This window comes from Kribbella sindirgiensis, assembly GCF_004331435.1.
Lineage (GTDB): Bacteria > Actinomycetota > Actinomycetes > Propionibacteriales > Kribbellaceae > Kribbella > Kribbella sindirgiensis.
This window is the reverse complement of sequence record NZ_SJKA01000001.1, coordinates 517416-543371: the sequence shown is the minus strand read 5'-3', so window position 1 is coordinate 543371 and position 25956 is coordinate 517416. Positions and strand designations below refer to the sequence as shown.

At 68.0% G+C, this 25956-nt stretch carries 30 protein-coding genes; 20 read left to right on the top strand and 10 right to left on the bottom strand.

Translation table 11 applies throughout. The features are described 5' to 3' along the window. Positions 1-48: 48 nt before the first annotated feature. Together E0H50_RS02750 and E0H50_RS02745 are read left to right on the top strand one after the other, a co-directional pair. Entirely contained in the window at positions 49-948 is a 900-nt protein-coding gene (locus E0H50_RS02750; RefSeq protein ID WP_165546978.1) for an NAD-dependent epimerase/dehydratase family protein, read from the top strand. After that, positions 945-3140, top strand: coding sequence for a glycosyltransferase (locus E0H50_RS02745; RefSeq protein ID WP_238150727.1), 2196 nt, complete (start codon positions 945-947; stop codon positions 3138-3140). Before E0H50_RS02750 ends, E0H50_RS02745 begins: the two co-directional genes overlap by 4 nt. On the opposite strand, the gene E0H50_RS02740 is transcribed toward E0H50_RS02745, so the two are convergent. Next, a complete protein-coding gene (locus tag E0H50_RS02740) occupies positions 3043-3513 on the bottom strand; it encodes a GtrA family protein (protein WP_131284340.1) in 471 nt (156 codons plus the stop codon). The two genes, E0H50_RS02745 and E0H50_RS02740, sit on opposite strands and share 98 nt — an antisense overlap. 157 nt (positions 3514-3670) lie before the next feature. Between E0H50_RS02740 and E0H50_RS02735 the strand changes: the two genes are divergently transcribed. Next, positions 3671-4825: an NAD-dependent epimerase/dehydratase family protein gene (locus E0H50_RS02735; RefSeq protein ID WP_131284338.1), complete on the top strand. Its 1155-nt coding sequence runs from the start codon at positions 3671-3673 to the stop codon at positions 4823-4825. Here the strand turns inward: E0H50_RS02735 and E0H50_RS02730 are convergent. Both E0H50_RS02730 and E0H50_RS02725 read right to left on the bottom strand, forming a co-directional pair. Further along, the gene (locus tag E0H50_RS02730) at positions 4815-5186 is read right to left on the bottom strand and encodes a VOC family protein (RefSeq protein WP_131284336.1); all 372 of its coding nucleotides are present in this window, start codon (positions 5184-5186) and stop codon (positions 4815-4817) included. The two genes, E0H50_RS02735 and E0H50_RS02730, sit on opposite strands and share 11 nt — an antisense overlap. Positions 5187-5196: 10 nt before the next feature. Continuing rightward, positions 5197-5919, bottom strand: a complete 723-nt coding sequence (locus E0H50_RS02725; protein WP_131284334.1) for a methyltransferase domain-containing protein — start codon at positions 5917-5919, stop codon at positions 5197-5199. A gap of 133 nt (positions 5920-6052) precedes the next feature. Here E0H50_RS02725 and E0H50_RS02720 point away from each other — a divergent pair, with 133 nt between their 5' ends. The 4 genes from E0H50_RS02720 to E0H50_RS02705 all read left to right on the top strand — a co-directional run bounded on the left by E0H50_RS02720 (position 6053) and on the right by E0H50_RS02705 (position 10783). Then, entirely contained in the window at positions 6053-6418 is a 366-nt protein-coding gene (locus tag E0H50_RS02720; protein WP_131284332.1) for a response regulator transcription factor, read from the top strand. 98 nt (positions 6419-6516) lie between these two features. Continuing rightward, a complete protein-coding gene (locus tag E0H50_RS02715; RefSeq protein WP_131284330.1) occupies positions 6517-7764 on the top strand; it encodes a hemopexin repeat-containing protein in 1248 nt (415 codons plus the stop codon). 14 nt (positions 7765-7778) lie between these two features. Beyond that, positions 7779-9242, top strand: coding sequence for a hypothetical protein (locus E0H50_RS02710; RefSeq protein WP_131284328.1), 1464 nt, complete (start codon positions 7779-7781; stop codon positions 9240-9242). 20 nt (positions 9243-9262) lie between these two features. Further along, positions 9263-10783: a LysM peptidoglycan-binding domain-containing protein gene (locus tag E0H50_RS02705; protein ID WP_131284326.1), complete on the top strand. Its 1521-nt coding sequence runs from the start codon at positions 9263-9265 to the stop codon at positions 10781-10783. On the opposite strand, the gene E0H50_RS02700 is transcribed toward E0H50_RS02705, so the two are convergent. Further along, a complete protein-coding gene (locus tag E0H50_RS02700; RefSeq protein ID WP_131284324.1) occupies positions 10780-11796 on the bottom strand; it encodes an alanine racemase in 1017 nt (338 codons plus the stop codon). The genes E0H50_RS02705 and E0H50_RS02700 overlap by 4 nt on opposite strands. 4 nt (positions 11797-11800) lie before the next feature. Continuing rightward, positions 11801-12931, bottom strand: a complete 1131-nt coding sequence (locus E0H50_RS02695) for a lipid II:glycine glycyltransferase FemX (protein ID WP_131284322.1) — start codon at positions 12929-12931, stop codon at positions 11801-11803. 281 nt (positions 12932-13212) lie between these two features. Between E0H50_RS02695 and E0H50_RS02685 the strand changes: the two genes are divergently transcribed. From E0H50_RS02685 to E0H50_RS02675, 3 genes are read left to right on the top strand one after another with little or no spacing between them, the layout of a single operon-like run. Next, positions 13213-13779, top strand: a complete 567-nt coding sequence (locus E0H50_RS02685; protein ID WP_131284320.1) for a TetR/AcrR family transcriptional regulator — start codon at positions 13213-13215, stop codon at positions 13777-13779. Next, positions 13776-14492 (top strand): SDR family NAD(P)-dependent oxidoreductase, encoded by a 717-nt coding sequence (locus tag E0H50_RS02680; protein ID WP_131284318.1) that lies wholly within the window; start codon positions 13776-13778, stop codon positions 14490-14492. Before E0H50_RS02685 ends, E0H50_RS02680 begins: the two co-directional genes overlap by 4 nt. A gap of 19 nt (positions 14493-14511) precedes the next feature. Further along, a complete protein-coding gene (locus E0H50_RS02675; protein WP_131284316.1) occupies positions 14512-15732 on the top strand; it encodes an MFS transporter in 1221 nt (406 codons plus the stop codon). Here the strand turns inward: E0H50_RS02675 and E0H50_RS02670 are convergent. Further along, positions 15701-16231: an NUDIX domain-containing protein gene (locus tag E0H50_RS02670; RefSeq protein ID WP_130386404.1), complete on the bottom strand. Its 531-nt coding sequence runs from the start codon at positions 16229-16231 to the stop codon at positions 15701-15703. The two genes, E0H50_RS02675 and E0H50_RS02670, sit on opposite strands and share 32 nt — an antisense overlap. A 28-nt stretch (positions 16232-16259) precedes the next feature. Here E0H50_RS02670 and E0H50_RS02665 point away from each other — a divergent pair, with 28 nt between their 5' ends. Further along, positions 16260-16853 carry a hypothetical protein gene (locus tag E0H50_RS02665; protein ID WP_131284314.1) on the top strand — a complete coding sequence of 198 codons (594 nt, stop codon included), beginning with the start codon at positions 16260-16262 and terminating at the stop codon, positions 16851-16853. Here E0H50_RS02665 and E0H50_RS02660 read toward each other — a convergent pair. Further along, entirely contained in the window at positions 16846-17649 is an 804-nt protein-coding gene (locus E0H50_RS02660) for a deoxyribonuclease IV (protein ID WP_131284312.1), read from the bottom strand. The two genes, E0H50_RS02665 and E0H50_RS02660, sit on opposite strands and share 8 nt — an antisense overlap. Before the next feature lie 53 nt (positions 17650-17702). Beyond that, positions 17703-18212 (bottom strand): Lrp/AsnC family transcriptional regulator, encoded by a 510-nt coding sequence (locus E0H50_RS02655; protein WP_131284310.1) that lies wholly within the window; start codon positions 18210-18212, stop codon positions 17703-17705. Positions 18213-18306: 94 nt separating this feature from the next. On the opposite strand from E0H50_RS02655, the gene E0H50_RS02650 reads away from it, so the two are divergent. The 5 genes from E0H50_RS02650 to rplI all read left to right on the top strand — a co-directional run bounded on the left by E0H50_RS02650 (position 18307) and on the right by rplI (position 21359). Next, positions 18307-19440 carry an MFS transporter gene (locus E0H50_RS02650; RefSeq protein ID WP_131284309.1) on the top strand — a complete coding sequence of 378 codons (1134 nt, stop codon included), beginning with the start codon at positions 18307-18309 and terminating at the stop codon, positions 19438-19440. 197 nt (positions 19441-19637) lie between these two features. Then, a complete protein-coding gene (gene rpsF / locus E0H50_RS02645; protein ID WP_130386399.1) occupies positions 19638-19928 on the top strand; it encodes a 30S ribosomal protein S6 in 291 nt (96 codons plus the stop codon). Positions 19929-19992: 64 nt separating this feature from the next. Continuing rightward, complete coding sequence (locus tag E0H50_RS02640) at positions 19993-20592, top strand: single-stranded DNA-binding protein (RefSeq protein WP_131284308.1); 600 nt, start codon at positions 19993-19995, stop codon at positions 20590-20592. 72 nt (positions 20593-20664) lie between these two features. Beyond that, the gene (gene rpsR, locus E0H50_RS02635; protein ID WP_012924539.1) at positions 20665-20898 is read left to right on the top strand and encodes a 30S ribosomal protein S18; all 234 of its coding nucleotides are present in this window, start codon (positions 20665-20667) and stop codon (positions 20896-20898) included. A 14-nt stretch (positions 20899-20912) separates the two neighbouring features. Then, the gene (gene rplI, locus E0H50_RS02630; RefSeq protein WP_131284306.1) at positions 20913-21359 is read left to right on the top strand and encodes a 50S ribosomal protein L9; all 447 of its coding nucleotides are present in this window, start codon (positions 20913-20915) and stop codon (positions 21357-21359) included. A gap of 71 nt (positions 21360-21430) precedes the next feature. Here rplI and E0H50_RS02625 read toward each other — a convergent pair whose 3' ends face one another. Together E0H50_RS02625 and E0H50_RS02620 are read right to left on the bottom strand one after the other, a co-directional pair. Beyond that, entirely contained in the window at positions 21431-21622 is a 192-nt protein-coding gene (locus tag E0H50_RS02625) for a hypothetical protein (RefSeq protein WP_131284305.1), read from the bottom strand. Then, positions 21619-23034, bottom strand: coding sequence for a hypothetical protein (locus E0H50_RS02620; protein WP_131284303.1), 1416 nt, complete (start codon positions 23032-23034; stop codon positions 21619-21621). Before E0H50_RS02620 ends, E0H50_RS02625 begins: the two co-directional genes overlap by 4 nt. 249 nt (positions 23035-23283) lie before the next feature. Between E0H50_RS02620 and E0H50_RS02615 the strand changes: the two genes are divergently transcribed. The 4 genes from E0H50_RS02615 to E0H50_RS02600 are packed head-to-tail and all read left to right on the top strand — an operon-like array spanning position 23284 to position 25956. After that, positions 23284-23904, top strand: coding sequence for a DUF6668 family protein (locus tag E0H50_RS02615; RefSeq protein ID WP_131284302.1), 621 nt, complete (start codon positions 23284-23286; stop codon positions 23902-23904). Between the two features lie 14 nt (positions 23905-23918). Beyond that, a complete protein-coding gene (locus E0H50_RS02610; protein WP_130386393.1) occupies positions 23919-24194 on the top strand; it encodes a TrbC/VirB2 family protein in 276 nt (91 codons plus the stop codon). A gap of 38 nt (positions 24195-24232) precedes the next feature. After that, positions 24233-25099 (top strand): DUF8175 domain-containg protein, encoded by an 867-nt coding sequence (locus E0H50_RS02605; protein ID WP_131284300.1) that lies wholly within the window; start codon positions 24233-24235, stop codon positions 25097-25099. Beyond that, positions 25096-25956 (top strand): TrbL/VirB6 family protein, encoded by an 861-nt coding sequence (locus E0H50_RS02600; RefSeq protein ID WP_131284298.1) that lies wholly within the window; start codon positions 25096-25098, stop codon positions 25954-25956. The genes E0H50_RS02605 and E0H50_RS02600 overlap by 4 nt, the downstream gene beginning before the upstream one ends.

The following is a 25956-nucleotide window of genomic DNA, read 5'->3' as shown; positions in this document are numbered from 1 at the left end:
AGAGGCGGTCCGTGGCCCGCGGTGTGGGGGCGCGGGTAGGTTGAGGGTATGGACGAACGTGTGCTGGTCACGGGGGCGTCGGGGTTTGTGGGGCGGGGTTTGGTGGGGGCGTTGCGGGGGGGGGGGGTGTTGGTTACTGCGGTGGATCGGGAGCCGCCGGATCCTTCGTGGGATTCCGGGGTGCATGTGGTGACGGGGGATCTTGCGGAGCAGGAGACTTGTGTTGCGGCGTTTGAGACTCGGCCTACGGCGGTGGTGCATCTGGCGGCGTTGACGTCGGTGTTGCGGTCGGTGGACGCGCCGATGCAGACGTTCGCGCAGAACGTGACGATTACCCAGGTTCTGCTGGAGTTGAGTCGCGGTAGTGGCGTGGACCGGTTCGTGCTGGCGTCGACGAACGCGGTTGTGGGGGATGTCGGTACGTCGACCATCACCGCGGACCTGCCGTTGCGGCCGTTGACGCCGTACGGCGCGACGAAGGCGGCGGGTGAGATGTTGCTGTCGGCGTACTCGGGGAGTTACGGGATGGCGACCGCGGCGCTGCGGTTCACCAATGTGTACGGGCCGGGGATGTCGCACAAGGACAGCTTCGTGCCGCGGATGATGCGGGCGGCGCTGAGCGGCACCGGGGTGAAGGTGTACGGCGACGGGCGGCAGCGGCGGGACCTGGTGTTCATCGACGACGTGGTGAACGGGGTGCTGCTGGCGCTCGACAGCAGGTACGACGGGCGCGCGATCATCGGGTCCGGGCGGTCGGTGTCGGTGCTCGAGATGATCGATGCGGTACGCGCGGTGACCGGATGCCCGGTGCCGGCCGAGCACATCGACGCGCCGGCGGGCGAGATGCCGGCCGTGGTCGTGGACATCGCCAACGATCTCGGCTATCGGCCGACGGTGTCGCTGGAGGACGGTCTGGCCCGGACGTGGCAGTACTTCAAAACGCAGTGAGCAAGCTGCAAAGAGCACTGAGGAAGCACTGGCTCCTGGCCGTCTTCCTGGTGGTGGGGATGGTGCTGCGGGTGCTCGCGGTCGTCGCGTACCGGCCGGCGATCATCTACACCGACTCCGTCCAGTACCTGACCAACATGGGTGAGCTCAGCCCGGACAAGCTCAACCCGATCGGGTACGACTTCGTGCTCGGCCCACTGGTTGCAATCGGGGGACTCACCTTCGTAGTGATCGTGCAGCACCTGACCGGTCTGCTGCTCGGTGTCGCGATCTACGCCCTGGCGCGCAGGCTCACGGTCTACCGCTGGCTGGCTGCGTTCGCCGCCGCGCCGATCCTGCTCGACGCGTACCAGGTGCAGATCGAGCAGAACATCATGGCCGAGACCACGTTCGACGTGATCCTGGTGGCGATCCTCTGGCTCCTCCTCGCCAAGGGCGTGCCGGGCTGGCGGCGCGCGGGCGCTGTCGGCGTACTGGTCGGCGCCGCCTTCACGGTCCGCGCGATCGGCCTGGTCCTCCTCATCGCAGTCGTGCTCTACCTCCTCGCCACCAAGAAACAGCAGGTACGCCGTACAGCAGCCGCCGTCGCGGGATTCGGCATCGTCTTCGCCGCGTACGCGGGCTACTACCACGCGGAAACGGGCCGCTGGGGTTTCACCGGCGCCGAGAACCAGATCCTGTACGGGCGGACCGCCACGGTCGCGAACTGCGCCAAGCTGCCGCTCAACGAGGGCACGCGCCTGTTCTGCCCGAAGGAACCGCTCGGCCAACGCCTAGGCGTGGACAACTACGCCCACAACCACTACGGCGACCCGAACTGGCCCGGCCCGCTTCCACCCGGTACGACGAAGCGTCAACTGGCGACCGAGTTCGCACACGAGGTCATCAAGCACCAGCCGCTGGACGTGACCTGGGCAGCGCTGAAAGACTTCGCGAAGGGATTCGCACCTACTCGGACCAGCGAGCCGAACGACGTACCGCTGGACCGCTGGCAGTTCCAGCTGACCTACCCGAACCTCAAAGACCCCAACACCGCAAAGGCCGCGGTGAAATGGGGAGGGTCCGAGCCACACGTCTCTCACGGGCCCGCGGTCGTTCTGCGCGCTTACCAGCTCCACGGCGGCTACACGTCCGGCACACTGCTCGGTCTGAGCGCTCTGATCGCACTGGCCGCAGTAGCCGGGCTGGGGCGAGCAAAGGGATCTGGACTCCGCGCAGCAGCGCTCCTGCCTGTTGCGGCCGGAGCGATCCTCTTGCTTGGCTCAGCGGCCTTTGAGTTCTCCTGGCGCTACCAACTGCCGGGCCTGGTGTTGTTCCCGTTGGCAGGTGCCATCGGCTTACGTGCGGTGCTCGGCAAGGACCAGGCACGACCTCCGATGGCGGACTACCCGGACGCCGTGGACTCCGAAGCCGCAAAGGACCTGAAAACAACAGAGTTCGCTCCAGTCGTAGTAGTCATCGCCGCCTACAACGAGGCTGACGGCATCGGGCCCGTGCTCACCAACATGCCGAAGACCTGCGCGGGGCTCCCGGTCGATGTGCTCGTCGTCGTGGACGGCGCCACCGACAACACCGCCGAGGTCGCCCGTGAACACGGGGCCTACGTATGTGTTGCCAAGAGCAACCGTGGTCAGGGCGCGGCGCTCCGGCTCGGGTACCACCTGGCAGCGCAAGGCGGAGCGCAGTACGTCGTCACAACCGACGCGGACGGTCAGTACGACAACGACGAGCTGGAAACCCTTCTGGAGCCGATCCTGCTCGACCGGGCCGACTTCGTCACCGGGTCGCGCCGCCTCGGAGCGGAGGACGCGGACAGCCGGCTGCGCTGGGTCGGCGTCCGGGTGTTCGCCGTCCTCGCGTCGGTCCTCACGCGCCAGAAGCTGACCGACACGTCGTTCGGGTTCCGTGCGATGCGGGCTGAGCTGGCGACGGCGGTGACGCTGCGTGAAGCGCAGTACCAGTCGTCCGAACTCCTGTTGGGCGCGCTCGCGCTGCAAGCCCGCGTGGTCGAGCTGCCGATGACGATGCGCCGCCGTGGAGACGGCAGCAGCAAGAAGGGCCCCGGCCTTGTGTACGGCGCGAACTACGGGCGGGTCATGACGACGACGTGGCTACGGGAGTACGTGCTTCGGCGGGGGCGGCGCCGGTCCTGGCGAACACCAGCCGGTCGAACAGCACGAACTTCACGATGAACAGCACCGCATAGGTCCCGAGGTACGAGCCGGTCACCAGAGCGGTCTTCCACAGATGCGACTCGAGGGGCTGCACCAGGTGATCGGTCACGGACGTGACCACCGCGGCTATGATCGCCGACCCGACCACGATGATTGTGTACGGCAACTTCTGCCCGCTGCGGCCCCAGGTCCAGCGGCGGTTCAGCACGTAGTTCGGCACCACGCCGGAGACCCAGGCGACCAGGCTCGCGACGATCGCCGCCGTACCGAACCAGTAACACAGCGCGAACGCCACCTGGCTGACCACGGTGGCGATCACGGAGGACGCAGAGTACTTCGCCCACAGCAACAATCGGCTGCGGGAGAGATAGGCCTTGGTGAGTACGCGCATCGCGGCCTATTCTGCACCCCCACACCAGCCTGCGGCAGTACGCCGGCAATTCTCAGCCGATTGCCAGCGAATAGGTGGGACTGGTCACGTTACTGGAGTGGGTACTCGGGATAGGAAGGAGTATGACGACGTTTCCCGACCGGAAGGCGGCCGAGCCGTGCGCGTACTCGTCCTGGGCGGTGACGGCTACCTAGGGTGGCCGACTGCACTGCACCTCTCCGACCGCGGCCATGACACGGCCGTGCTCGACAACATGGCCCGGCGCGGTTACGACCGCGAGCTGGGCGTCCAGAGCCTGGTCCCGATCGAGGATCTCGAGAGTCGGGTCGCGGCCTGGGAGGAGGTCTCCGGCCGGCGGATCCCGGCGTACGTCGGTGATCTGCTCGACGCGGACTTCGTCTACCGGGTGCTCACCGAGTTCAACCCGGACGCGATCGTGCACTTCGCCGAGCAGCGCGCCGCGCCGTACTCGATGATCGACCGCGAGCACGCCGTCTACACCCAGCACAACAATGTGGTCGGCACGCTGAACCTGATGTACGCCATCGCCGAGATCAACCCGGACATCCATCTGGTGAAGCTCGGCACGATGGGTGAGTACGGCACGCCGAACATCGACATCGAGGAAGGCTGGCTGGAGGTCGAGCACAACGGCCGCAAGGACCGGATGCTCTACCCGAAGAAGCCGGGCTCGTTCTACCACCTCAGCAAGGTGCACGACTCGCACAACCTCGAGTTCGGCTGCCGGATCTGGGGGATGCGCGTCACCGACCTCAACCAGGGCGTGGTGTACGGGCAGCAGACCGACCAGACCGTGCGGGACGCGCGGCTGGCGACGCGGTTCGACTACGACGCGGTGTTCGGCACGGTGCTCAACCGGTTCGTCATTCAGGCGGTGCTCGGCGAGCCGCTGACCGTCTACGGCAGCGGCGGGCAGACCCGCGGGTTCCTGGACATCCGGGACACCGTCGAGTGCATCCGGCTCGCGGTGGAGAACCCGGCGGACGCGGGCGAGTTCCGGGTCTTCAACCAGATGACCGAGAGCTACTCGGTGTCGCAGCTCGCCGGCCTGGTCGCCGAGTGCTTCCCCGGCCCGGTCCAGGTCGAGCACCTGGACAACCCACGGGTCGAGCTGGCCGAGCACTACTACAACGTCAAGCACACCGGTCTGGTCGGCCTCGGCCTCCAGCCGCACCTGCTGTCGGACACCCTGATCGAGTCGATGTTCGACATCGTCTCCGCCAACAAGGACCGCGTCGACGCGGCGGCGCTACTGCCGACGGTCCGCTGGCAGGGTCACCTCAAGCGGTGAAGAAGCAGAAGATGTGACCGACCGGGTCGGCGTACACCCGGACGTCGGGCTGCGGCTGGAACTCCATCAGCCGTGCCCCGGCGTCCATCGCCCGCTGGTGCGCCGACTCGAGATCATCCACCTGAATGTCCAGGTGTAGCTGCATCTGCTGGACGCCGGTCTCACTCGGCCAGGTGGGCGGCTGATAGTTCGGCTCCAGCTGGATGGACAACCCGGTCGGGAGGTCGGGATTCCAGACGGTGACCCACGTGTCGTCGTGGGCGTTCAGGTCCCAGCCGAGCAACTGACTGTAGAACTCCCCGAGCGCCCGCGGGTCCGGCGCGTCCAGCACTACACCTTTCAACGCGTATTTGTGGCTCATCCACGACACGCTAACGGCGTGCACCGACAAGAAGTGTCGGGAGGACGGCGAGGAAGCGGTCCCGGCGCCCGCGGCCGGCCTGCTCCTTGAGCCAACCCTCGGCGTCCTCCTGGGTGATCAGTGCCTTGTCGACGGCGGCTTCCGCGGCCCCGGCCAACTGCGGGGCCATCAGTGCGTAGTCGGTGACGACTTCGGTGTGTACGGCGACCTCGACATCGGTGAAGCCCGTGTCGAGAAGGACGTCGCGCAACGTGCGCGTGGCGCGCGGAGAGACCGTTCGGGACTCGAGACCGAGGCGGATCACGTCGGTCAGGTCCTGGTCGGAGCTGTCGATCAGGACGAAGCCGTAGTCCTGCCCGCCCACCACGATCCGCCCGCCGGGACGCAGTACCCGATAGGCCTCGGCCACCGTCGGACCGGAATCCTCGAGCAGATGGAACAGCCGTAACGCGCGGTAGCCGTCCATCGACCCGTCCTCGAGCGGCAGGCCGTCGGAATGTGCCACGTGAAACATCGCCCCGGGCGCCCGCTCCCGGGCGGCCTCGATCGCGTCGGGATCGGCGTCGACCCCGGTCACCTTGAGGCCCTTCCGCGCCAGCTCGGCCACCGCATGACCCGCCCCGCACGCGACATCGACGCAGGCCGCGCCGCGTTTCAGCCCCAGCATCCGGTACGACGCCGCACGCAACTCCGCCGCCCCGGCCCGCTCCTCGATCCGCTCCAGAAAACTCATACGTCCACGCTGCAACTTCAGGTGGACCTTAAGTCAACCGGGGCCGAAAGGGCACCTCTTGCACAGGTTCGTTGACACTGCGTGGTCATGACAACACACTGTGAGTGCCAATTTCAGGGTGTCGGGGGGAACCATGCCCGTGGACGAAGCGTCAGCAACCCGGCTTGTCACCAGATTGCGCGACCTGCTGGGTCGCCAAGCCATGGTCTTCGAGGACAACGGCATACCGGGTGAGGAGCCTCTGGTTGTCGTGGTGCTGCCCGCCGCCCTCGCGACGGAGTTGCGGGCCGGTCCCGCACCACTCGTCGAGTTGTCGCCTGCCGAGACGGCGGTTGCGGAGCTCGTCGCGCGCGGACTGTCGAATCGGCGCATCGCCGAGCACCTGTTCCTGTCGCGTTTCACGGTCGAGACGCACCTCAAGCGGATCTTCGGGAAGCTCGGCCTGTCCTCGCGGGCAGAGCTCGCGGCGCTCGTCGCGTCCGGCCGGCTGAATACCTGAATTCAGGGATACCTGACGGCACGAGCGCGACGGCACAGTGTTCCGGACGCGGCCCCGCGATCACGCGGACCGCCACAGCGAACTGGGGGACTGGTGCCATGGGCAAGCTCACGGGTTTCGTCTCGCCCGCCGGAGACAAGGCCTACTTCTTCACCGACAGCGACTATGTCCGGTACGACGTCGCGGCGGACCGGGTGGACGACGGCTACCCGCTGCCGATCGCGGGCAACTGGCCGGGACTGTTCGAGTCCGGCATCGACGCGGCCGTGTGCTGGCCGGACGGGTCGGTGTACTTCTTCGCCGGCGACCAGTACGCGAAGTACGACTGGGAAGCCGACCGGGTCGCGGACGGTTACCCGCAACCGATCGCCGGCAACTGGCCAGGGCTGTTCGAGTCGGGTGTCGATGCCGGAGTGGTGTGGAACAGCGGCAACGCCTACTTCTTCTCCGGTAGCGAGTACGTGAAGTACGACCCCGTCGCGAACCAGGCCGTGGACGGACCGCTGCCGATCGCGGGCAACTGGCCGGGGTTGTTCGAGTCCGGTATCGACGCGGCCCTGTGGTGGCCGAGCGGAAAGGCCTACTTCTTCTCCGGCGACCAGTACGCGCAGTACGACGCCGAGGCGGACAAAGTGGCCGACGGCTACCCGCTGCCGATCGCGGGCAACTGGCCGGGACTGCCGATCGGCGCGATCGTGCCGCCCAGCACCCAGCCCGACGGGCAGGCGATCTCGGTCCGGGACTACTTCCCGACCTTCACCCAGCCGCTCGAGGGCCGGGTCCCGTACATGTACCAGGACGTCAAGGGACTCGTGACGGTTGCCGTCGGCAACTTGATCGATCGGCCGGAGGACGCGGCGGCACTGTCCTGGGTGCACATCGCCACCGGTCTGGCCGCGACCCGCGACGAGATCGTCGCGGAGTGGCACCGGATCAAGAACGCGCCCGGCCTGGCCAAGGGCGGCCATCTCGCGGCGAAGAAGATCGCGACCCTGAAGATGACCGAACTCGCGATGGACGAACTGGTCAAGGCGAAGTTCGACACGAACGAGAAGCGGCTCGCCGCCTTCTACCCGGACTGGGCGAACTGGCCGGCCGACGCCCGGCTCGGCGCCCACAGCATCGCGTGGGCCGGAGCGTACTTCCCGGCCAAATGGCCCAACTTCAACGCCGCCGCGAACGCCCAGGACTGGGCCGCCGCGGTGACCCATTGCACCTTGTCCGAAGCCGGCAACCCCGGGATCGCTCCGCGCAACAAGGCGAACCGGCAGCTCTTCTCGAACGCCGCCGCGGTGGTTGCCCGCGGCATCGACCGCACGCTCGTCTACTACCCGACCGCACTCTGAACCTGGGGGACACCATGCCTTTTCCACTGAACGACCTCGGCAACGCCGTCCGTGCGCAGATCTACCAGACGGTGGTCGGCGGCGACGCCACCGTGAAGCCGTCGCCGAACACCTTCTTCACCTGGGTGACTCCCGGGCTGCCGTTCACGGAGAACGAACTCGACTTCGCCGCCGACGGGATCTTCTCCGCCCCCGACGCGGAGACCCAGAACAAGCGCGTCATGCACGCCTACAACCTGTCGACCCTGCTCGACTTCATCCCCGACGTCGAGGGCCCGTACGGCGTCGAGCGCCAGGAAGCGATGTACAAGCCGGACGCGGAGAAGCGGCTGAGCGAGATCTACCGGCAGATCCTGCGGTTCTCGAAGGTGGCGCACTACGAGCTCACTGACGCGGAGAAGGCGAAGCTCGAGAAGTTCAACAACCTGCTCTGGGAGAAGAAGACCGTCAAGGACCTGATCACCGACGAGGAGAAGGAGGTGACCGAGGCCAGCGCGATGATGCTGGCCTACTCCGAGAAGATGGCGGCGTACCTCGACGCGGCGGCGGAGTACAACTCCAAGCGCGCCGCGGCGGCCGGAGCCACCGGCCCGGACGGCAAGGTGGCCTCCGCCGACTGGATCCTGAACCAGAAGAACTACGCCCTCAAGGTGAAGGCCGCGATGGACGCCTGGACCAGTGGCGGGTACCGCAACGAGGTCGACAAGATCAACGCCTACATCAACCAGACCACCGAACGCAGCTTGGCGCTGTGGAAGCAGTCCCTGGAGGAGCGGTACGACGCGGCCCTGATCGCCACGCCGGAAGTCGGCGTCTCGTTCCCGTACACCACGCTCGTTCCGGGTGACATCGCGAAGTCGGCCGGCTGGACGGAGATCGGTGTCACGCACAACTACACCGAGTGGTCCAAGGATCAGACCAACACCAGCTGGAATGCCGGCGCGGGGGTCGGCTGGGGCTTCTTCAGCTTCAACGCGGGCGTGCGCCAGGACAACACGGAGTACACCGAGAACCATCAGGTCAACGACTTCAAACTGAAGTTCGAACTGGCGCAGGCCGTCATCGTCCGGGCCGGCTTCTACCCGGAGTTCTTCGCCAACCGCGGCTGGATCCTCCGCAAGGGCGAGGGCTGGACGTTCGACGACATGCCGTCGGACGGCGCCCGCCCGCCGAAGGGCGAGTTCATCGGGTACGCGACGCAGGCGATCTTCGCGCGCAACCTCGAGGTGACGTCGAGTGACTTCGTCTCGGCGTACAACGCCACCACGTCGAAGACCGAGGTGTCCGGCGGTGTCGGCTGGGGACCGTTCCGGCTCTCCGGCGGCTACAGCCGGTCGAGCAGCCACGAGGACTTCAAGGCGACCGTGGACGGCGAGACCCTGCGGGTTCCCGGCATGCAGATCATCGGGTTCGTCAATCACCTGATCGGCAAGGCGCCGAACCCGCTGGAAGAGCTCAAGGACGCGGACTTCGAGTAACCACTGGGGGAGTCGGAACGATGACAGGAATCGACGCGACGGTCGTGCTCGGCATGGCGGCGAAGGTCGAGCAGGTGTTCGCCGAGGACGGGGCCTATCACGGCTTCCCGATGGCGCCGATCGGGATCCGGGCCGACAGCCTGATGGCGATGGCCAACGACCCGTTCGGTGCCGGAGCGGCCGCGCAGGCGCAGTTCTCGCTGCTGGTGAACGAGATCCCGGAGGGACCGCTGTGGCAGCCCGACGGTGATCGCCTGTGGACGGTGTACGCCGACGTGCTCGGCGCGAACGTCGACGACGTACCGCGGACGCCCGCGCAGGAGGCGGCGTACCGGAGTGCTTCGGCGCTGCTGTACGTCGAGGACGGAGGCCGGCTCGTGCCGAGTCCGACGATGATCGCCTACCAGCAGTACCGGGACGCGTTTCTGGCGGCCGGTCAGGAGTACAACAACCGGCGGGGTGCGGCCGAGCTGTCCACCGATCCGGCGGTCAAGGCCAAGTGGTCGGCGGACGAGCCGGCGCTGGCAGCGGCGGTCACCGACGCGTCGACGGCCTGGACCGTCCAGGGCAGGCGCGCCGACGTGGAGAAGGCCCAGCGGACGATCGCCGATCTCGGCTCCTCCTCGCCGATCCTGATGTGGGAGAAGTACCGGCAGTTGTACGACCCGACCGGCGCGGGGGACCCGTCGCTGACCACGCCGGACGGGCTGACATACCTGCCGACCGGCATCCTGCCGTCCAACGTGACCCAGGTGGAGTGGGCCCGGATCACTGTCACCGCGGGCGAGCTGGCGCAGCTCGTCGCACAGGCGCCGGCCGACCTGCGATCCAGGTTGGCCGGCGGCGGGGACTCCGGGACGGAGGTGCTGACGTTCGAGTACTCGTTCGTCACCGTGACCAGGCCTTGGTTCGCGCCGGAGGTGTTCGCGTCGCACGCGTGGCGCTTCGCCGACGCGTCCCGGATCCTGTCCGACGGCGGCAGTCCGCCGAAGGGCCAATGTACGGCGTACGTGAGCGGGCTGGTGCTGGCGCGCAATGTCACCGTGCAACGCCGCACGGTCGGCGGCACTCCGCCGGACGGGAGTCTAGGGTTCGTCCCGGTGCAGACGAACACCTCAGCAGAGATGCTGACTGCGCCTGCCGCCCTGTCAGCGCGGGCCACTGGCGCTCCGGTTTCGCCGATGGTCCCGGCCATCCGACGCTCCGTGGAGGTCCGCGAGGGTCCGCCGATCATCTGGAAGCCCGGGCCGCAGCCGGTCCCCAACCCTCCGGTTGTCACCACCACTGATCCAGGCGACGTCTTCGTGCTGGCTTTCCAGTGCCGCCTGCTGCCGAAGGCGCCGGATCCCACACCGCTCATCGCGCGGCAGGCCCCGGCGCTGCGTGTCTACAAGGTGGTCTCCGGCGACTCCCTCGGCAAGATCGCGGCCAGGTTCTACGGCAACGCCGGCTTGTGGCGCAAGCTGTACGACGCCAACAGACCGACCATCGGCAAGGACCCGAACAGGCTCAGGATCGGCCAGAAACTCACGATCCCCTAGTCCATCGACACCTTGTCGAAGGTCGTGGTGGTGTAGCGGACGTCCAAGTCGACCTCGTCGCCTACTGCGGGCGGGGCGACCGAGGACGGGAGGAACAGCATGCTGGCCTGCATGTGCGGCGGTTCGGCGAACCAGCGTTGCTTGCCTTCGATGGTGAACGGGGACAACGCCATACCGGCCGCGTCCAGGCTGCCCTTGGCCATCGCGATCGCGCGTTGCCGGACGCTCGCGGCCGCGGTCGGGGCCTCCAGGCCGACGCCGTGCGCCGTACCGCCGGAGACGATCAGGATGTGCCCGTCGCCGCTGACCCGGCGCTGCCGGTAGCCGACGCGCTCGCCGCGGCGGACCGAGTGCACGTCGAGGACGGTCGCCCGGACCGAGAGTGCGCCGCGGTCGCCGAGCCACAGCCCGGTGCCCATCCGGAGCTTCACGTCCGGACCGATGTCGGCCAGCTTCTGGGCCGGTACGTGCGACACCCACAGCGTGCCCTTGCGGACGTCGAGCGCCGCCTTCGCCAGTTGCTGCGCCTCGCGCAGGTTGGCCGACGTACCGCCGGCGCCCATCGGGAAGTGCAGCGACCAGCCCTCGAACCGGATCCGGTCGAGCGCGTTCAGCAGCATCGTGTGCCGCAGCTCGCGGGCGCCGATGCCGTGCCGGCGCATCGAGGTCATCACCTCGATCAGCACCCGGCTGCCGGCCGGGATCGAGACCAGGTCGGCCAGCCGGCTGACCGTGTGGATCACGTTCTTGCTCTGCGGTACCTCGAGGAACGGCCGCCACGGCGACAGGACCACGACGTCCTCGCGTCCAGATGAATGAGAATCAGTCGCGGGAACCTCGAAGTACGTGCCGACCGCGATCGTCCGAGCGCCGAAGGCGCGCGCCTCGGCGAACAGGCGGTGGTTGCCGAACCCGTATCCGTTGCCCTTGGCGACCGGGACGATGTCGGGGTTCCACGTGGAACGCAGGTGATCACGCCATCGATCGGAATCGACGTGCAGGACTAGGGGCATGGTGTCAACGCCGTCTCATGTAGAGGTCGAATGCGGTGTAGAGCGCCTTGTTCAACGGCAGGTCCCACTCACCGACGTACTCGACGGCCTCGCCGCCGGTCCCGGTCTTGAACTGGATCAGCCCGACATGCGGGTCGTTCGGGTCCAAGGTGTCGGTAATGCCCCGTAGGTCGTACACGGACGCGCCCGCCGCGAGCGCGTCCGACATCATCCGCCACTGGATCGCGTTCGATCCGCGGACGTCTCGTTTGGCGGTCGAGCTGGCACCGTAGGAGTACCAGGAATGACCGCCGACCCGGACCCAGATCGTCGACGCGACCAGGTCGCCCTCGTGATGGGCGTTGTAGATCCGGAAGTCACAGCAGTCGGCCGGCTGGTTGGCCATCGCGGCGTACATCTTCTCGAAGTACGGCAGCGGCCGCGGTGTGAAGTGGTCGCGCTCGGCGGTCTCGACGTACAGCTGGTGGAAGGCCTTGATGTCCTCGGTGCCGCCCTGCGTCACCTCGACGCCGGCCTTGTCGGCCTTCTTGATGTTGCGCCGCCAGAGCTGGTTCATGCCCTTGAGCAGATCGTCCGGGGTGCGGCCGGCCAGCGGCACCTGGAAGACGTACTGCGGTTGTCCGGCCGCGAACCCCTCCGCGATCCGGGGCGGCTTCCAGCCCAGCTTGCGGAGCTTGTCGGCGACGGTCGCGCCGGACGGTTCGATCACGTCCGGCCGGACGTCGCCGAGGCGCGGCTGCTGACCGCCGGCGATGGCATCCTTGATGGTCTGTGCGGTCCAGCGCCGGGTCGCGACCGGCGGACCCATCCGGATGCCGAACGCGCCGCGCTCCAGCAGGTGCGCGGCCAGCGGGCGCAGGTAGCTGCCGAGGTCGATGGCGTCCCAGTCGATCACCGGACCTTCCGGCAGGTACGCGAGGTACCGCTTCACCTTCGGCATCTGCCGGTAGAGCACCAGACCGACGCCGACCAGGTTGCCGGGGTTTCCCGACTCGTACCAGCCGAGTGACTCAGCTTTCCACTCGCTCTTCACCGCCGCCCACCCAGGGGTCTGCAGGAAGCTCGCCGACGGCTGGGCCGCGATGTAGGCGGCGTGCTCGTCCGCGGAGATGGTCCGAATGCTCAAGTCACTCACGGTGGGTCAGGTTACCGGCCCAGCCACGTGATCCGTAGCTGAGCCGGTTTCTGATCAAACCAGCTTCTCGGACAGCTCCTACAACCGAGTGGCCGACTCCGGATCGAGCGCGTACTCCGCGACGCCGTGCATCGGATCGCCTGCCGTCCGCGGCAGCGCCTCGTTGTTGTCCTCGAAGTAGCGGCCGGCTCCATCAGAGGGCCTTCGGTTACGGTTGATAACCGGAGGTTTCTCCGGTTATCAAGTCCGCTAAGTTTGTGGGCTCACGGGAGGTGGGGGAGATGACCGGCACCAGCGAGCGTCCGCTGCGCGCGGACGCCCAGCGCAACCGGGACCTGGTCGTGGCCGCGGCGGCGCGCGCGTTCACGAAATGCGGTCTGGAGGCGACCCTGGAAGGGATCGCGAAGGACGCCGGCGTCGGCATCGGCACCCTCTACCGGCACTTCCCGACGCGCGAGCTGCTGATCGAGGCGGCGTACCGGAACGAGCTGGCCGCCGTCTGTGACGCGTCCGCCGAGCTGCTCGAGCAGCTGCCGCCGGACCAGGCGCTGCGGGCGTGGATGGACCGCTTCATCGACTACATGGCCCGGAAGCGCGGCATGGCGGACGCGCTGCGAGCCGTGTTCGCCTCCGGTGCGAACCCGTATGCGCAGAGCCTGGAGCTCCTCATGGGTGCGGTGCAGCCGCTGCTCGACGCGGGCGCCGCGGCCGGCCAGATCCGGTCGGACATCTCGGCCAAGGACCTCCTGGCCAGCATCGGCGGCGTCGGCGGTGCGGCGGCCGACGACCGCGAGCAGGCGGGTCGCCTGCTCGATCTGCTGATGGACGGCCTCCGGTACCGCGCATGAAGGTTGCCTTGGTCACCGGATCCACGTCCGGCATCGGAGCCGCGACCGTGCGGCGGTTGGCCGCGGACGGGATGACCGTCGCGGTGCACTCGCGCTCCAGCCGATCCACCGGAGAGGCGCTGGCCGCGGAGCTGGGCGGGTCGTACCACCAGGCTGACCTCTCCGACGACGCAGCTGCTCAGGCGTTGGTCCCGGAGGTTGTGCGTGAGCACGGGCGTCTCGACGTACTCGTGAACAACGCGGGCATCAGCTGGCCGGTCCCGCACACGGACCTCGACGCGTTGTCGGCCGATGACTGGCGGCGGCTGCTCGACGTCAACCTGATCGCCCCTTGGCTGTTGTGTACGGCGGCACTCCCGGCGCTCCGCTCGTCCGGCGGGTCCATCGTCAACGTCACCAGCCACGCGGGCGTCCGCCCGAAGGGCAGCTCGATCGCGTACGCCGCGTCCAAGGCGGCGCTGAACCACGTGACGAAGTTGCTGGCCGCCGCTCTCGGCCCTGACGTACGGGTCAACGCGGTCGCTCCCGGCCTTGTGGATACTCCGTTGACCGCGTCGTGGACCGCGGCCCAGGACCTGTGGAAAACCTCGAGTCCGATGCGTCGCGCCGCGCAGCCGGCGGACGTCGCCGACCTGATCTCGGCGGTTGTCCACAACAGCTATCTGACCGGTGAAGTGATCATGCTCGACGGCGGCCTCAATTTGTGTCGGTGACCACTTCTACGATCGCGGGATGTCTTTGGGTCGAGACTTCCGCCGGTTGTGGGTCGCGTTCACGGTCAGTGCGTTCGGATCGGCGGTAGGACTCGGCGCGTTGCCGCTGGTCGCCGTCCTCGCCTTGGACTCCAGCACCTTCCAGGTCTCGATGCTCGCCGCGTTGTCCGCGGTGGCCGGCGCGGCGCTGGCGTTGCCGATGGGAGACTTCATCGAGCAGCGGCGCAAGCGGCCGGTGATGATCGCGTCCGACCTGGTGCGGTTCGCGGCCCTGGTCTCGGTGCCGGTCGCGGCGGCGTTCGACGTACTGACCTATGCGCATCTGTGTGTCGCGGGCGTGCTGCAGGCGGCCGGGACGATCGCGTTCCAGTCGGCGAGCGGCGCGCATCTGAAGGCACTGGTGCCGGCCGAGGGACGGGCCGAGGCGAACAGCCGGTTCGAGCAGACGAACTGGGTCTCGCTGAGCATCGGCCCGGCGATCGGCGGTGCGCTGGTCAGCCTGGTCGGTGCGACGGTCACGCTGGCGGTCGACGCGGTCTCGTTCCTCGGATCGGCGCTCGGGATCCGCCGCATCCAGCAGCCCGAGCCGGAGCCGGTGCAGCGGGAGGGCAAGCGGGACATCACGGCCGGATGGCGGTACATCCTGCGGCACCGCGGGCTGCGCGTCCTCTTCTGGAACTCGCAGGTGTTCGGCGGGCCGGTGATGATGACGTCGCCGTTGCTGGCGGTCTTCATGTTGCGGGACCTCGGGCTGTCCGCGTGGAGCTACGGGGTGATGCTCGGTGTCTCCTGCATCGGCGGCGTCATCGGCGCGCGGATGGCGCCGCGGCTCACCCGGCGGTACGGGCTGCAGTGGATGCTGCTGGTGTTCGGCGTACTGCGGGCGCCTTGGCTGCTCCTCTTCCCGCTAGCGCCGCATGGGTGGGGCGGGTTCGTACTGCTCACGTTGGCGGAGACGGGCCTGCTGGTGGGGGCCGGTGCGTTCAACCCGTCGTTCGCGACGTACCGCATGGAGGTCACCGAGGACCGGTTCATGGCGCGGGTCGTGGGGTCGTGGTCGATCAGCTCGCGGTGCGTGCAGCCAGCGTTCATGGCGCTCGGCGGCGTGCTCGCGACAGTGGTCGGGATGCGCGGAGCGCTCTGGGTCGCGGGCATCTGCTGCACCCTCAGCGCCGTACTGCTGCCGTGGCGGTCAGGGCAGACACCGCCTAAACCAGCTGCATTGCCTGAGCCAGCCTGACGATTGAGCCGACTTCTTCCGGCTGGCCGTCCAGGTACGCGGCGGCTTCGTCCGGTGGCAGTACGAGTACGTCGGTGACCTGTTCGCCGTCCTCGGGGTTCGTCGGCTCCTGCTCGATGACGACGTCCGCGACGTAGTTCGCCCAGTACGAGACCGGGTGCGGGAGATGTGGGCGGTACGGCCCGGGGCGGCGGTGGTCGGCGCGATGGGCGCCGAGCCAGGTGAGCGGACCGGTCAGTCGTGCGCCGGCCTCCTCGAGCAGCTCGCGGTGGACGATCTCCTCGATCGTCTCGCCCGGCTCGCGAGTTCCGCCGGGCAGGAAGCGCCAGCCCAGGTCGTTGGTGCAGACAACGATTCCGCCGGTGGTCCGGCCGACGACGTGGACGTTGCTGATCAGCTCGTCCGGCGGCTGCTCGACGGTGTACCGGACGTCGAGGTCGCCCCACTCCCAGTAGCCCGGTGCGAACAGGTCGGGGAACCGCTCCGCCCAGGTCTGCATAACCTCATTGTGAGCTACCGTCGCTGCCATGGTGCAGCCAGACCCCGATCCCAAGCCCGCCGCGGCCGGCGATCCCGAGCCGGTCGCAGAACCCGAGGCCGAGGCCAAGGCCGGGGCCAAGGCCGGGGACGAGGCCGGGGACGAGGCCGGGGACGAGGCCGGGGACGAGGCCGGGGACGAGGCCGGGGACGAGGCCGGGGACGAGGCCGGGGACGAGGAGGAGGCTGAGCCGAAGCCGGATCCCGAGAAGGCTCGCAGTGCGGTCGACCGCCTGATGTGGACCAGCACCTGGCTGAGCGTCCTGGTCGGGGTGTTCCTGCTGACCGGCATCTTCCAGGCCGACGAGGGCTGGGACGGTCTCGCCTGGCTCGGCGCGGTGGTGGCGATCCTGGGCCTGCTCGCACTCATCGCGGCGTACGCCGGCTGCGCGCTGAACCGCATCACGCTCCGCACCAAGGTCGTCGGCCCTGTGGACCTGTTTCAGGTCAGCACGCTGGTGGTCGCCGTCGTCGTGATCTGCGGACTGCTCATGCCGACCAACAACAGCGCAGCTCTCGCGATCCTGCTGCCCTGGGCCGTGACCTACTGGCTGCACGGCCTGACGAAGCCCTCGACTACGTGAGGTGCGCCCGCAGGTAGTCGAGGTCGGTCTTCTGGCCGTTGTCGGCGTTCGGGGTCTCGACGACGACCGGGGCGCCGGCGGCCTGCACGACCGCGACGATGTCGGCCGGGTCGATGTGCCCGTCCTCGAAGTTGCTGTGCCGGTCCGCGCCGGAGCCGAACTCGTCGCGTGATCCGTTCGCGTGCACCAGGTCGATCCGCCCGGTGAGCGCCAGCACCCGCTCGACGATCGACGGCAGCTCCTCGCCGGCCGCGTGGAAGTGGCACGTGTCCAGGCAGAACCCGACGTTCTCCAGCCGGTCGTTGCCCGAGGCCTGCACCGCGTCCCAGAGCCGCGCGATCCGGTCCAGCTGCCGGGCCATCGCGTTCTCGCCGCCGGCCGTGTTCTCGATCAGCAGCGGCACCGGCAGCTCGGCGCGTTCGATGCACTTGCGCCAGTTGTCGAACCCGGCCTCCGGATCGTCCTCGTCACCGACGTGCCCGCCGTGCACGATCACGCCCTTGGCGTCGATCTCCGCCGCCTTGTCCAGCGTCTGCTGCAACAGCTTGCGGCTCGGGATCCGGATCCGGTTGTTCGTGTTCGCCACGTTCAACCGGTACGGCGCGTGCACGTAGAGGTCGACGCCCGCGGCGGCGGCCCGCTCCTTCAGTGCCTCCTCGCCGTCGGCGTACGCGAGCTTGGGCGCCTTGTAGTCCTGCGGATTCCCCAGGAAGAACTGCACCAGATCAGCTCCCCGATCGGCCGCCTCGGCCAACGGGTCTTCCTGGTCCACATGCGCACCAAGCTTCACAGTCATACCCCCACCCTAGAACCGCCCGCCGACAAGTTCCGCAGCAGACGCCGGAAGGCTCAACCCGCGTCGGTCGACCAGCCGGCTGAGCGGGTGACCTGGCGTTGGCCGGGGGGTGGGGGCTGGACGGGGCGGCCTTCGAATTCTGTGGACAGGACGATGTGGGTGTTCATCTCGCCGTGTTCGCCGAGGCGTTCGAAGAGGCCTTCGAGGTGGTGCATCGAGGTGACGCGGACGCGCAGCATCGAGCAGGAGTTGCCGCTCAGCTTGTGGATCTCCAGGACCTCGGGGAAGTCCTCGGCCCGCGTGGTCTTGAGCAGGCAGCGGCCCGTCGTACAGCGCATCTGGATGAACGCGGACAGTGGCTGTCCCGCCTTCGCCGGATCCACCTCTGCGCGGTAGCCGGTGATCACGCCGGCCTCCTCCAGGCGTCGTACCCGGTCCGCCACCGCGGGCGGCGAGAGGTTGACGCGCTTGCCGAGCTGGTTGAACGACAGCCGGCCGTCGGACTGCAGTTCGGTGAGGATCTGCCAATCCGTGGAGTCCAGATCACGCCCCTGAAAGGTCATCGCCCCAGAACACCTTCGATCGCGGTGGTCCGCAAGGCCGAATGCTTTGCATCATGCATTCAGCCAGAACGGGCACCTTCCTAACGTGGTGGCCGTGCTGGTTCCTGTCGTTCTCGCCGCCGCGCTGATGAACGCCGCGATGATCGCCGCGAGCGCGGTGAGCACCATCCTGGCCGCCGACGAACTCGGCTCCAGCCTGGCAGGCGTCCCGAACACGGCCGGCGTCCTGGGGACCGCGGCGGGCGCGATCGCCGTCGGCCGCTGGACCACCCGGCTCGGCCGCGCGCACGCCCTCCGCCTCGGGTACGGCGTGGGCGTCGCCGGTGCGGCGTTGACGGTCATCGCGGCGGTGGGCGCGCCGGTCGGGCTGCTCTTCGTCGGCATGTTCCTCCTCGGTTCCGGGAACGCCGCGAGCCTGCTGTCCAGGTACGCCGCCGGTGAGGCGGTGCCCGAGCCGCGAAGGGCGTCGGCGATGAGCGCCGTCGTCTGGGCGAGCACGGCAGGTGCCGTGGGCGGGCCGTTCCTGATGGCGCCGTCCCAGTCCTTCGCCTCGGGGCTGGGCCTGCCCGCGGTCGCCGGTCCGTTCCTGCTCGCCGTCGTGACCGTCTTCGGCGCCCTGGTCGCGTCGACTTACATCCGGACCGTCCGCGCCGCGGAACAGCCCGCGCAGACCCGGCACGAGCCGTCGGCCGCATCCCGTCGTACGTCGGTCCTTCTGGCCGCCGGTGTGATGGTCGCCGGACACCTGGTGATGGTGGCGCTGATGTCCGCCGTACCGGTACACACGCACCACCACGGCGCCGGCCTGGGCGTGCTGGGCGTGATGCTGTCCGCCCACACGCTGGGGATGTTCGCACTGTCGCCGTTGACCGGTTGGTGGATCGACCGCACCGGTCCGCGGCCGGTGATGCTGACCGGCCTGGTCCTGCTGATCGTGGCGGCTGTTCTGACCACGCGGTCCGAGCCCGCGTTCACGCCGGCGCTGTTCCTCCTCGGGTACGCGTGGAACCTCTGCTATCTGGGCGGTAGCGCCCGACTGCTCGGCACGCCGTTCGAGAGCAAGGTCGAGTCGTCCATCTGGGCCATCTCCGCGCTCTCGGCGGCCAGTTCGCCGTGGCTCTACACGCTCGGCGGGTACCCGCTCCTGACGGTGATCTCGGCCGTCCTCGCCGTACCGTTGCTGGTGGCCGTACTCCGTCGTTCCGCACCGCAGGTCGTCGGCCGATGACTCAGAGTCGTCGGAACAGGCCTGTGGATATGGTCGGTCGGCCGTCCGAACGCTGGTACTCTCTTTGATGTGGCCCGGTCCATCGACCGGGCTCGTTGCTTGGCGTCGGCGGCAAGTGCCGGCGTGGAGCAGTCCGCATCGCCCTCCTGCCACGGAGAGACCGTGGCCGCCAAGTCCGAAGGAGGTGGAGTTCGCGCATGCGTCGTTATGAAGTCATGGTGATCCTCGACCCGGAGCTCGATGAGCGCACCGTGGAGCCGTCCATCGACCAGTACCTGAACATCGTCCGCAAGGAAGGTGGCACGGTCGAGAAGCTCGACATCTGGGGTCGTCGCAAGCTTGCCTATGACGTGAAGAAGAAGTCCGAAGGCATTTACGCCGTCGTCGACCTGACCGCCGAGCCGGCGGTTGTGAAGGAGCTCGACCGTCAGCTCACGCTGAACGAGTCGATCCTGCGCACCAAGGTCATCCGGCCGGACCAGCACTGAACCTCGGGCGTCAGGTGGTCTGGCGTCACACCACCCATCGTCTGCAGTACAGGAGGAAGTTGTCATGGCCGGTGAACCACCCATCACTCTGATCGGAAACCTGACAGGTGATCCGGAGCTGCGGTTCACGCCGTCCGGGGCCGCGGTCGCGAACTTCACGATCGCCTCTACTCCGCGGACGCTGGACCGGCAGAGCAACGAGTGGAAAGACGGCGAAACCCTCTTCATCTCGTGTGCCGTGTGGCGGCAGGTCGCCGAGAACGTCGCCGAGTCGCTGACCCGCGGTTCCCGGGTCGTCGTGCACGGGCGCCTGAAGGCGCGCAGCTACGACGACCGCGACGGGAACAAGCGCACCGTGTTCGAGTGTGATGTCGAAGAGATCGGCGCCAGCATGCGCTACGCGACGCTGAAGATCTCCAAGACCTCGCGCTCCGACGGTGGCGGTTTCGGTGGCGGCGGCAACCAGGGTGGCGGTGGCTACCAGGGTGGCAACCAGGGCGGCGGCTACGGCGGCGGCCAGGGCGGCAACCAGGGTGGCGGCCAGCAGAACGACCCCTGGGCGACCCCGCAAGGTGCAGGACAAGGCGGTGGCGGCCAGTCCGCCCCGCAGAACGACCCCTGGGCCAGCCAGGGCGGCGGCTCGATGGAGGAGCCGCCGTTCTGATCGGCCCGCAATTCCGTTAGTGACCATTCCGGCATCCGTGCCGGGCTCTGGAAGTAGGAAGAGAGCACCACAATGGCCAAGATCATTCGGAAGCCGAAGAAGAAGGTCTGCGGCTTCTGCAAGGACAAGGCGACGTACGTCGATTACAAGGACACCGCGCTGCTGCGCAAGTTCATCTCGGACCGCGGCAAGATCCGCGCCCGCCGGGTGACCGGGAACTGCGTGCAGCACCAGCGCGATGTCGCGACCGCTATCAAGAACGCTCGTGAGGTGGCCCTGCTGCCGTACACGAGCACCGCTCGCTGAGGGAGGCGCGGACCATGAAGCTCATCCTGTCTCAGGAGGTCGAGGGCCTCGGGGCTCCCGGCGACATCGTCGAGGTGAAGGACGGCTACGGCCGTAACTACCTGGTCCCGCGCGGCCTGGCCATCGGCTGGACCCGCGGCGCCGAGAAGCAGATCCAGACGATCAAGCGGGCGCGTGACGCCCGGGCGATCCAGGGCAAGGAGCACGCGAGCGAGGTCAAGAACCAGCTCGAGCAGCTCTCCGTCACCCTGGCCGTCAAGGCCGGCGACACCGGCCGCCTGTTCGGCTCGGTCACCCCGGCCGACATCGCCACGGCGATCAAGTCCGCCGGCGGCCCGCTGGTCGAGAAGCGCGCGATCGCGATCGCGTCGCCGATCAAGACCACCGGCAAGCACCAGGTCGCCGTCCAGTTGCACCCGGAGGTGGCCGCCACGGTCCGCCTCGAGGTCGCGGCCGGCTGATTTCTGCCTGAACGATCAAGGCCCGCGTTCCCCGTGAGGGGGCGCGGGCCTTGTCGTTGCCGGATCCGGCGTCAGGTCTTCGTGGGCGTCGGCCAGTCGACAGGCTGCGGCTCGACCGCCTGTCCGGTGGCCGGTTTGACCGCGGGCCAGTCGGTCGGCTCCGGTTCGATGCTCTCGGCAAGCGCCTCGGCGGGCACCAGCAGTACCCCGACGGCGAGCAGTGCGGCGGTGATCCGCGCCCAGCGACGCGTGTGCCGGCTCATTTCCCCGGGTCCAATGCGTAGAGAACGGAGTTGTACACGAGGACGGCGCGTTTGCCGATCACGCCCCACGGCCGCGTGGTGCCTTCCTTCATCGAGTACTTGTTCCAGTTCGGCGACACGGCCCACAGCTGGCTGCTGATCGTGCCGTACAACATCGATCCGCTGACCGACAGCGGCTGGAAGCCTGGGAGCCGCCTGGTGTTGGCCTTGGTCAGCGTGAGGTTCACGAGGCACTCGCCCCACGCGGCGAACTTGCGGTTCGGGTCGGGGACCCAGTCCCAGCCGTCGGTGTCGCCGTTGCGTACCAGGCCGCAGCTCGCGACCATCTTGCCGCTCGCGGTCGAGTGCACCGCCGGGATCACTTCTTCCGGGTTCTTGGCGTTGGTCCACAGGGCCAGGGCGTAGTCCGGGCTCGCCGAGACCACCTGGATGATGGCGCCGGCGCCGCCGGGCGGCTGGAGATTGACCTGCAGCAGCTTCTTGCCCGGTTGCGTCCAGTAGAGCGGGCCGAGGTACTGCGCCATCAACGTGCGGTCGCCCTCGGCGAGCAGGATCGTGGAGCTCCGCGGCTGATCCGGCACCGTCTTGAGCTCGCCGCCCGAGATCACCATCGCCCCGGACTCGTCGCCCAGCAGGATCAGCGGCGACTTGCCGAAGAACTGCACCTTGGCGCTGTCCGGCAGCTCGACCGTCTTCGCCTCGGCGCCGCCGCCGGCCCAGTAATACAGGGTGGACGGCGTCGCGATCGCCAGCACCTGCTTGCCGTCGATAGTGGTATAGACCGGGTTCTCGGCGTCTTTCGGCACCTTGTCCTGCCACAGCACCTTGCCGTTCGCATCGAACACGGCGACCTTCTCGTCGGTCGTCAGGATCGCGATCTCGGTGCCGTCCGGCTTGATCGCCGGCGTGCTGTCCTCGGCGAGGTCGACCGTCCAGCTCGCGTGCGACGAGTAGCCGGTCGGCTGGGTCCGGGGGGCGAACTCGTCCGGGTGCACGTTCGGCCCGGGAAGCTCGGGCAGCTTGGGCGACTCGGTCACCTGCGGCGTACCTTCGCCGAGCTTGCTGAAGACGGTGATGTACAGCGTCGTACCGGCGATCAGGACGACGGCCACGGCCATCGCGAGCACGATCGGCCAGATCGGCTTCTTGCCCTTGCGGGGATCGGTGTCGATCGCCTCGACCTGACCGTCCGGGTGGATGACCAGGGGCCAGGAGGCGCCGTCGGCCTCGACCGCGGTGGCCTTCACCGCGCGGCCCAGCTGCGCGGCCTGCTCGCTGACGAGCTGGATCGCCGCGGCGCGCGGATCGTGGTGGTTGACCGGGTGACTGCGCCCGGCGATCTTCACCTCGGCGTTGTGGTCGTCGTACAGCCGGATCGTGACCTTGGGCCAGGAGGGGATCTTCTCAGCCACGATGTCCTCTCATTCCAGCCACAGGTCTCCCTCGTTCATCAAGTTCCGGCGTCCTCGTTCTAGCATGTCCCCCGCATGAGGGCATGCCGGGGATTCCGGGCATGCAGAAACCACGCGGGCCTGTCGGCTCGACTGACCCCGACAAGGGGGTAGAAACATCCTCGCCTGTGGATGGGTCACGCAAGTACACCCGGAAAGCGAGAGAATACGGTGGGCAACAGCCTGTGACGGACCGCGAGAGGAGGGGCCATGACACAGAACCCGTGGACACGAGAGCAGTCTCCGGGCCCGCAGCAACCGCAGCCAGGCCCCGGACCTCAGCCGGACATCACCCCGCGGGGGCCGTCCGCGCCCCAGCACGGGGTGCCGGCGCCCGCGGAGGATCAGCGCCTGCCCAAGTTCGCGATTCCGGCTGCCGACACCCTGTGGTGGGTCGGTGTCCACGGCGGCTCCGGCGAGACCACGATGTCGGTCCTGCTGCCGGGGACCCGGGCGTCCAACCATCGTTGGCCGATCCCGCCCCCGCCGGTGCCGACGCCGGTGATCCTGGTTGCCCGGACGCACGGGTCCGGTCTGCGCGCCGCGCAGCGTGCCGCGATCGAGTGGGCCTCGGGTGTCGTCCAAGGTGTCGCCGTGCTCGGCCTGGTGCTGATCTCGGACGCTCCTGGACGGTTGCCCCGCGTGCTCGACGACTTCGCGGACATCGTCGGCGGAGGTGTTCCGCGAGTCTGGGACATCCCGTGGATCGAGGAGTGGCGCAGAGGGGAGGCTCCCACGCCTGACAACACGCCGGACGAGGTTTTCGAAGTACTTGAATCCATCTACGCACTTCGCGCGTCAAACCCAGCGGACTACCCCGCCCCGTACTGAAAGGCACCAAGACAATGATGTTGCTTCACCACCTGGTTACCGAGCTTCCGAACTCGCTGCCCCTGGAGGCGCCGCCCGTAGAGGTGACGAAGGGCCTGAACAAGGTCCTCGGCTGGGTCAAGTGGATCGCGTACCTGATCTGTGCCCTCGGCATCATCATCGCCGGCGGCATGATGGCCATCGGTCAGCGTCGCGGCGAGGGTGGCGAGCACGCCGCCCGGCTCGGCTGGGTCCTGGCCGCCTGCATCGTCATCGGTGCGGCGACCGCCCTCGTCGACGCCCTGAAGTGACGCAGGCGTACGGCGAGTTGCTCGGAGGCTGATCGTAGGTGGGACTGTTCAGCAGGGACAACGACTCCGGCGACGATTCGGACAGCGCGAAGTCCAGCTTCATGGAGGAGCGTGGCTTCATCGCGTCGGCGATCGTCGTCGGAGCTGTGCTGATCTGCCTGGTGGTCTGGTTCATGCTGGGTGGCCGTTCGGACAATCCGACGGCCAACCCCAGCCAGACACCGAGCACGAGTGCTCCTACCGGACAGCCCACCGAGGAAGAGTCGACCGAGCCGCCCGTCGCGACGCCGACCGCACTGCCGACGTCCACGCGGACGACACCGCCACCGCCGAACAGCAGCACCGGCGGCTGCCACAACAAGAACCCGAACCAGGCGATCCCGCGGCTCGCCGCACCTCCGTTGGTCACCTGGCAGTTCGAAGGCGCGATGCTGATTCCGCTGCAGGCGGCGTCGGGTCCGGCGACCACCAGCCCGAACGGCGTCCGTTCCTGCTTCGCGCACTCGCCGACCGGCGCGGTGCTCGCGGCGATGGTGCTGCTCGGCCAGCTGCAGAACCAGGCTGTCGGCATCGCCGCGCTGAAAGCCCGGGTTGTCCCCGGCCCCGGCCGGGACGCGGCGATCGCCGCGTCCCAGGAGTCGGCCAAGACACCGAAGACGGCCAACGGCGAGGTCCAGTTCGCCGCCTTCAAGGTGCTCGACTATCCGCCGAACGCGACCCGGGCGATCGTCCAGGTCGTCGCCGACCTGAACAACAAGGCGTACGGCGCGATGCCGGTCACCCTGCGGTGGTACAAGGGCGACTGGTACGTGGAACTGCAGGAGGACGGCACCCTCAACGGCTCCGTCGAGCCGGACATCCTGTCCAGTCTCAGTGGCTACGTTAGGTTCAGTGGTTCATCATGATTGTGCTCGGGTGCGACGGGTGGCCCTGGAACTGGGACGACTGTTTCAAGGAGGGCCTGCAGGCCGCGATCGAGTGGGCCTTCGGCACGTTCTTCGACTTCATCTTCGAGGCGATCGCCAAGGTCGTCATCGACGCCGTCGACTCGGTCCTGAAGGCGATCGGCCTGCTCTGGGTCTACATCCCCACCCCGAACATCGCGGAGAACACCCCGGCGCTGTGGGTCCAGGGACACCTCCAGTTCATCACGCTGTTCGTCGCCGCGATCGCGGTCATCGTCGGCGCGATCCAGATGGCGATCTCGCAGCGCGGTGAGCCGGCCCGCGAAATCCTCAAGTCGTTGATCACCCTGGTGGTGGTGACGGGGTCCGCGGCGGTCTTCGCGAGCACACTGATCGCGGCCGGGGACGGGTTCTCGAAATGGATCATCGACGAGGCGCTGAAGAAGGATGATCACGCCTACGCCCGGAACCTGCTCGCCGTGCTGGACGAAGACTTCGGCTGGTTGCTGGTGATCTTCGCCGGCGTCCTGATGGTGATCGCTGCCATCATCCAGCTGGCGCTGATGATCGTCCGCTACGGGATGCTCGTGCTGCTGGTCGGCATGCTTCCGCTGACCGCGGCGGCGACCAACACCGAGATGGGGATGATGTGGTTCAAGCGCGCCATCGCCTGGCTGGTCTCGTTCATCATCTACAAACCGGTCGCGGCGATCATCTACGCCACCGCGCTCAGTCTGATGGGTGAACGGGGCGGCGAATCGCCCATCCTCCAGGTCATCATGGGCGTGACGCTGATGATCGTCGCGATCGTCGCTCTGCCCGCCATCCTTCGCTTCGTCTCTCCAAGGACGTCCTGA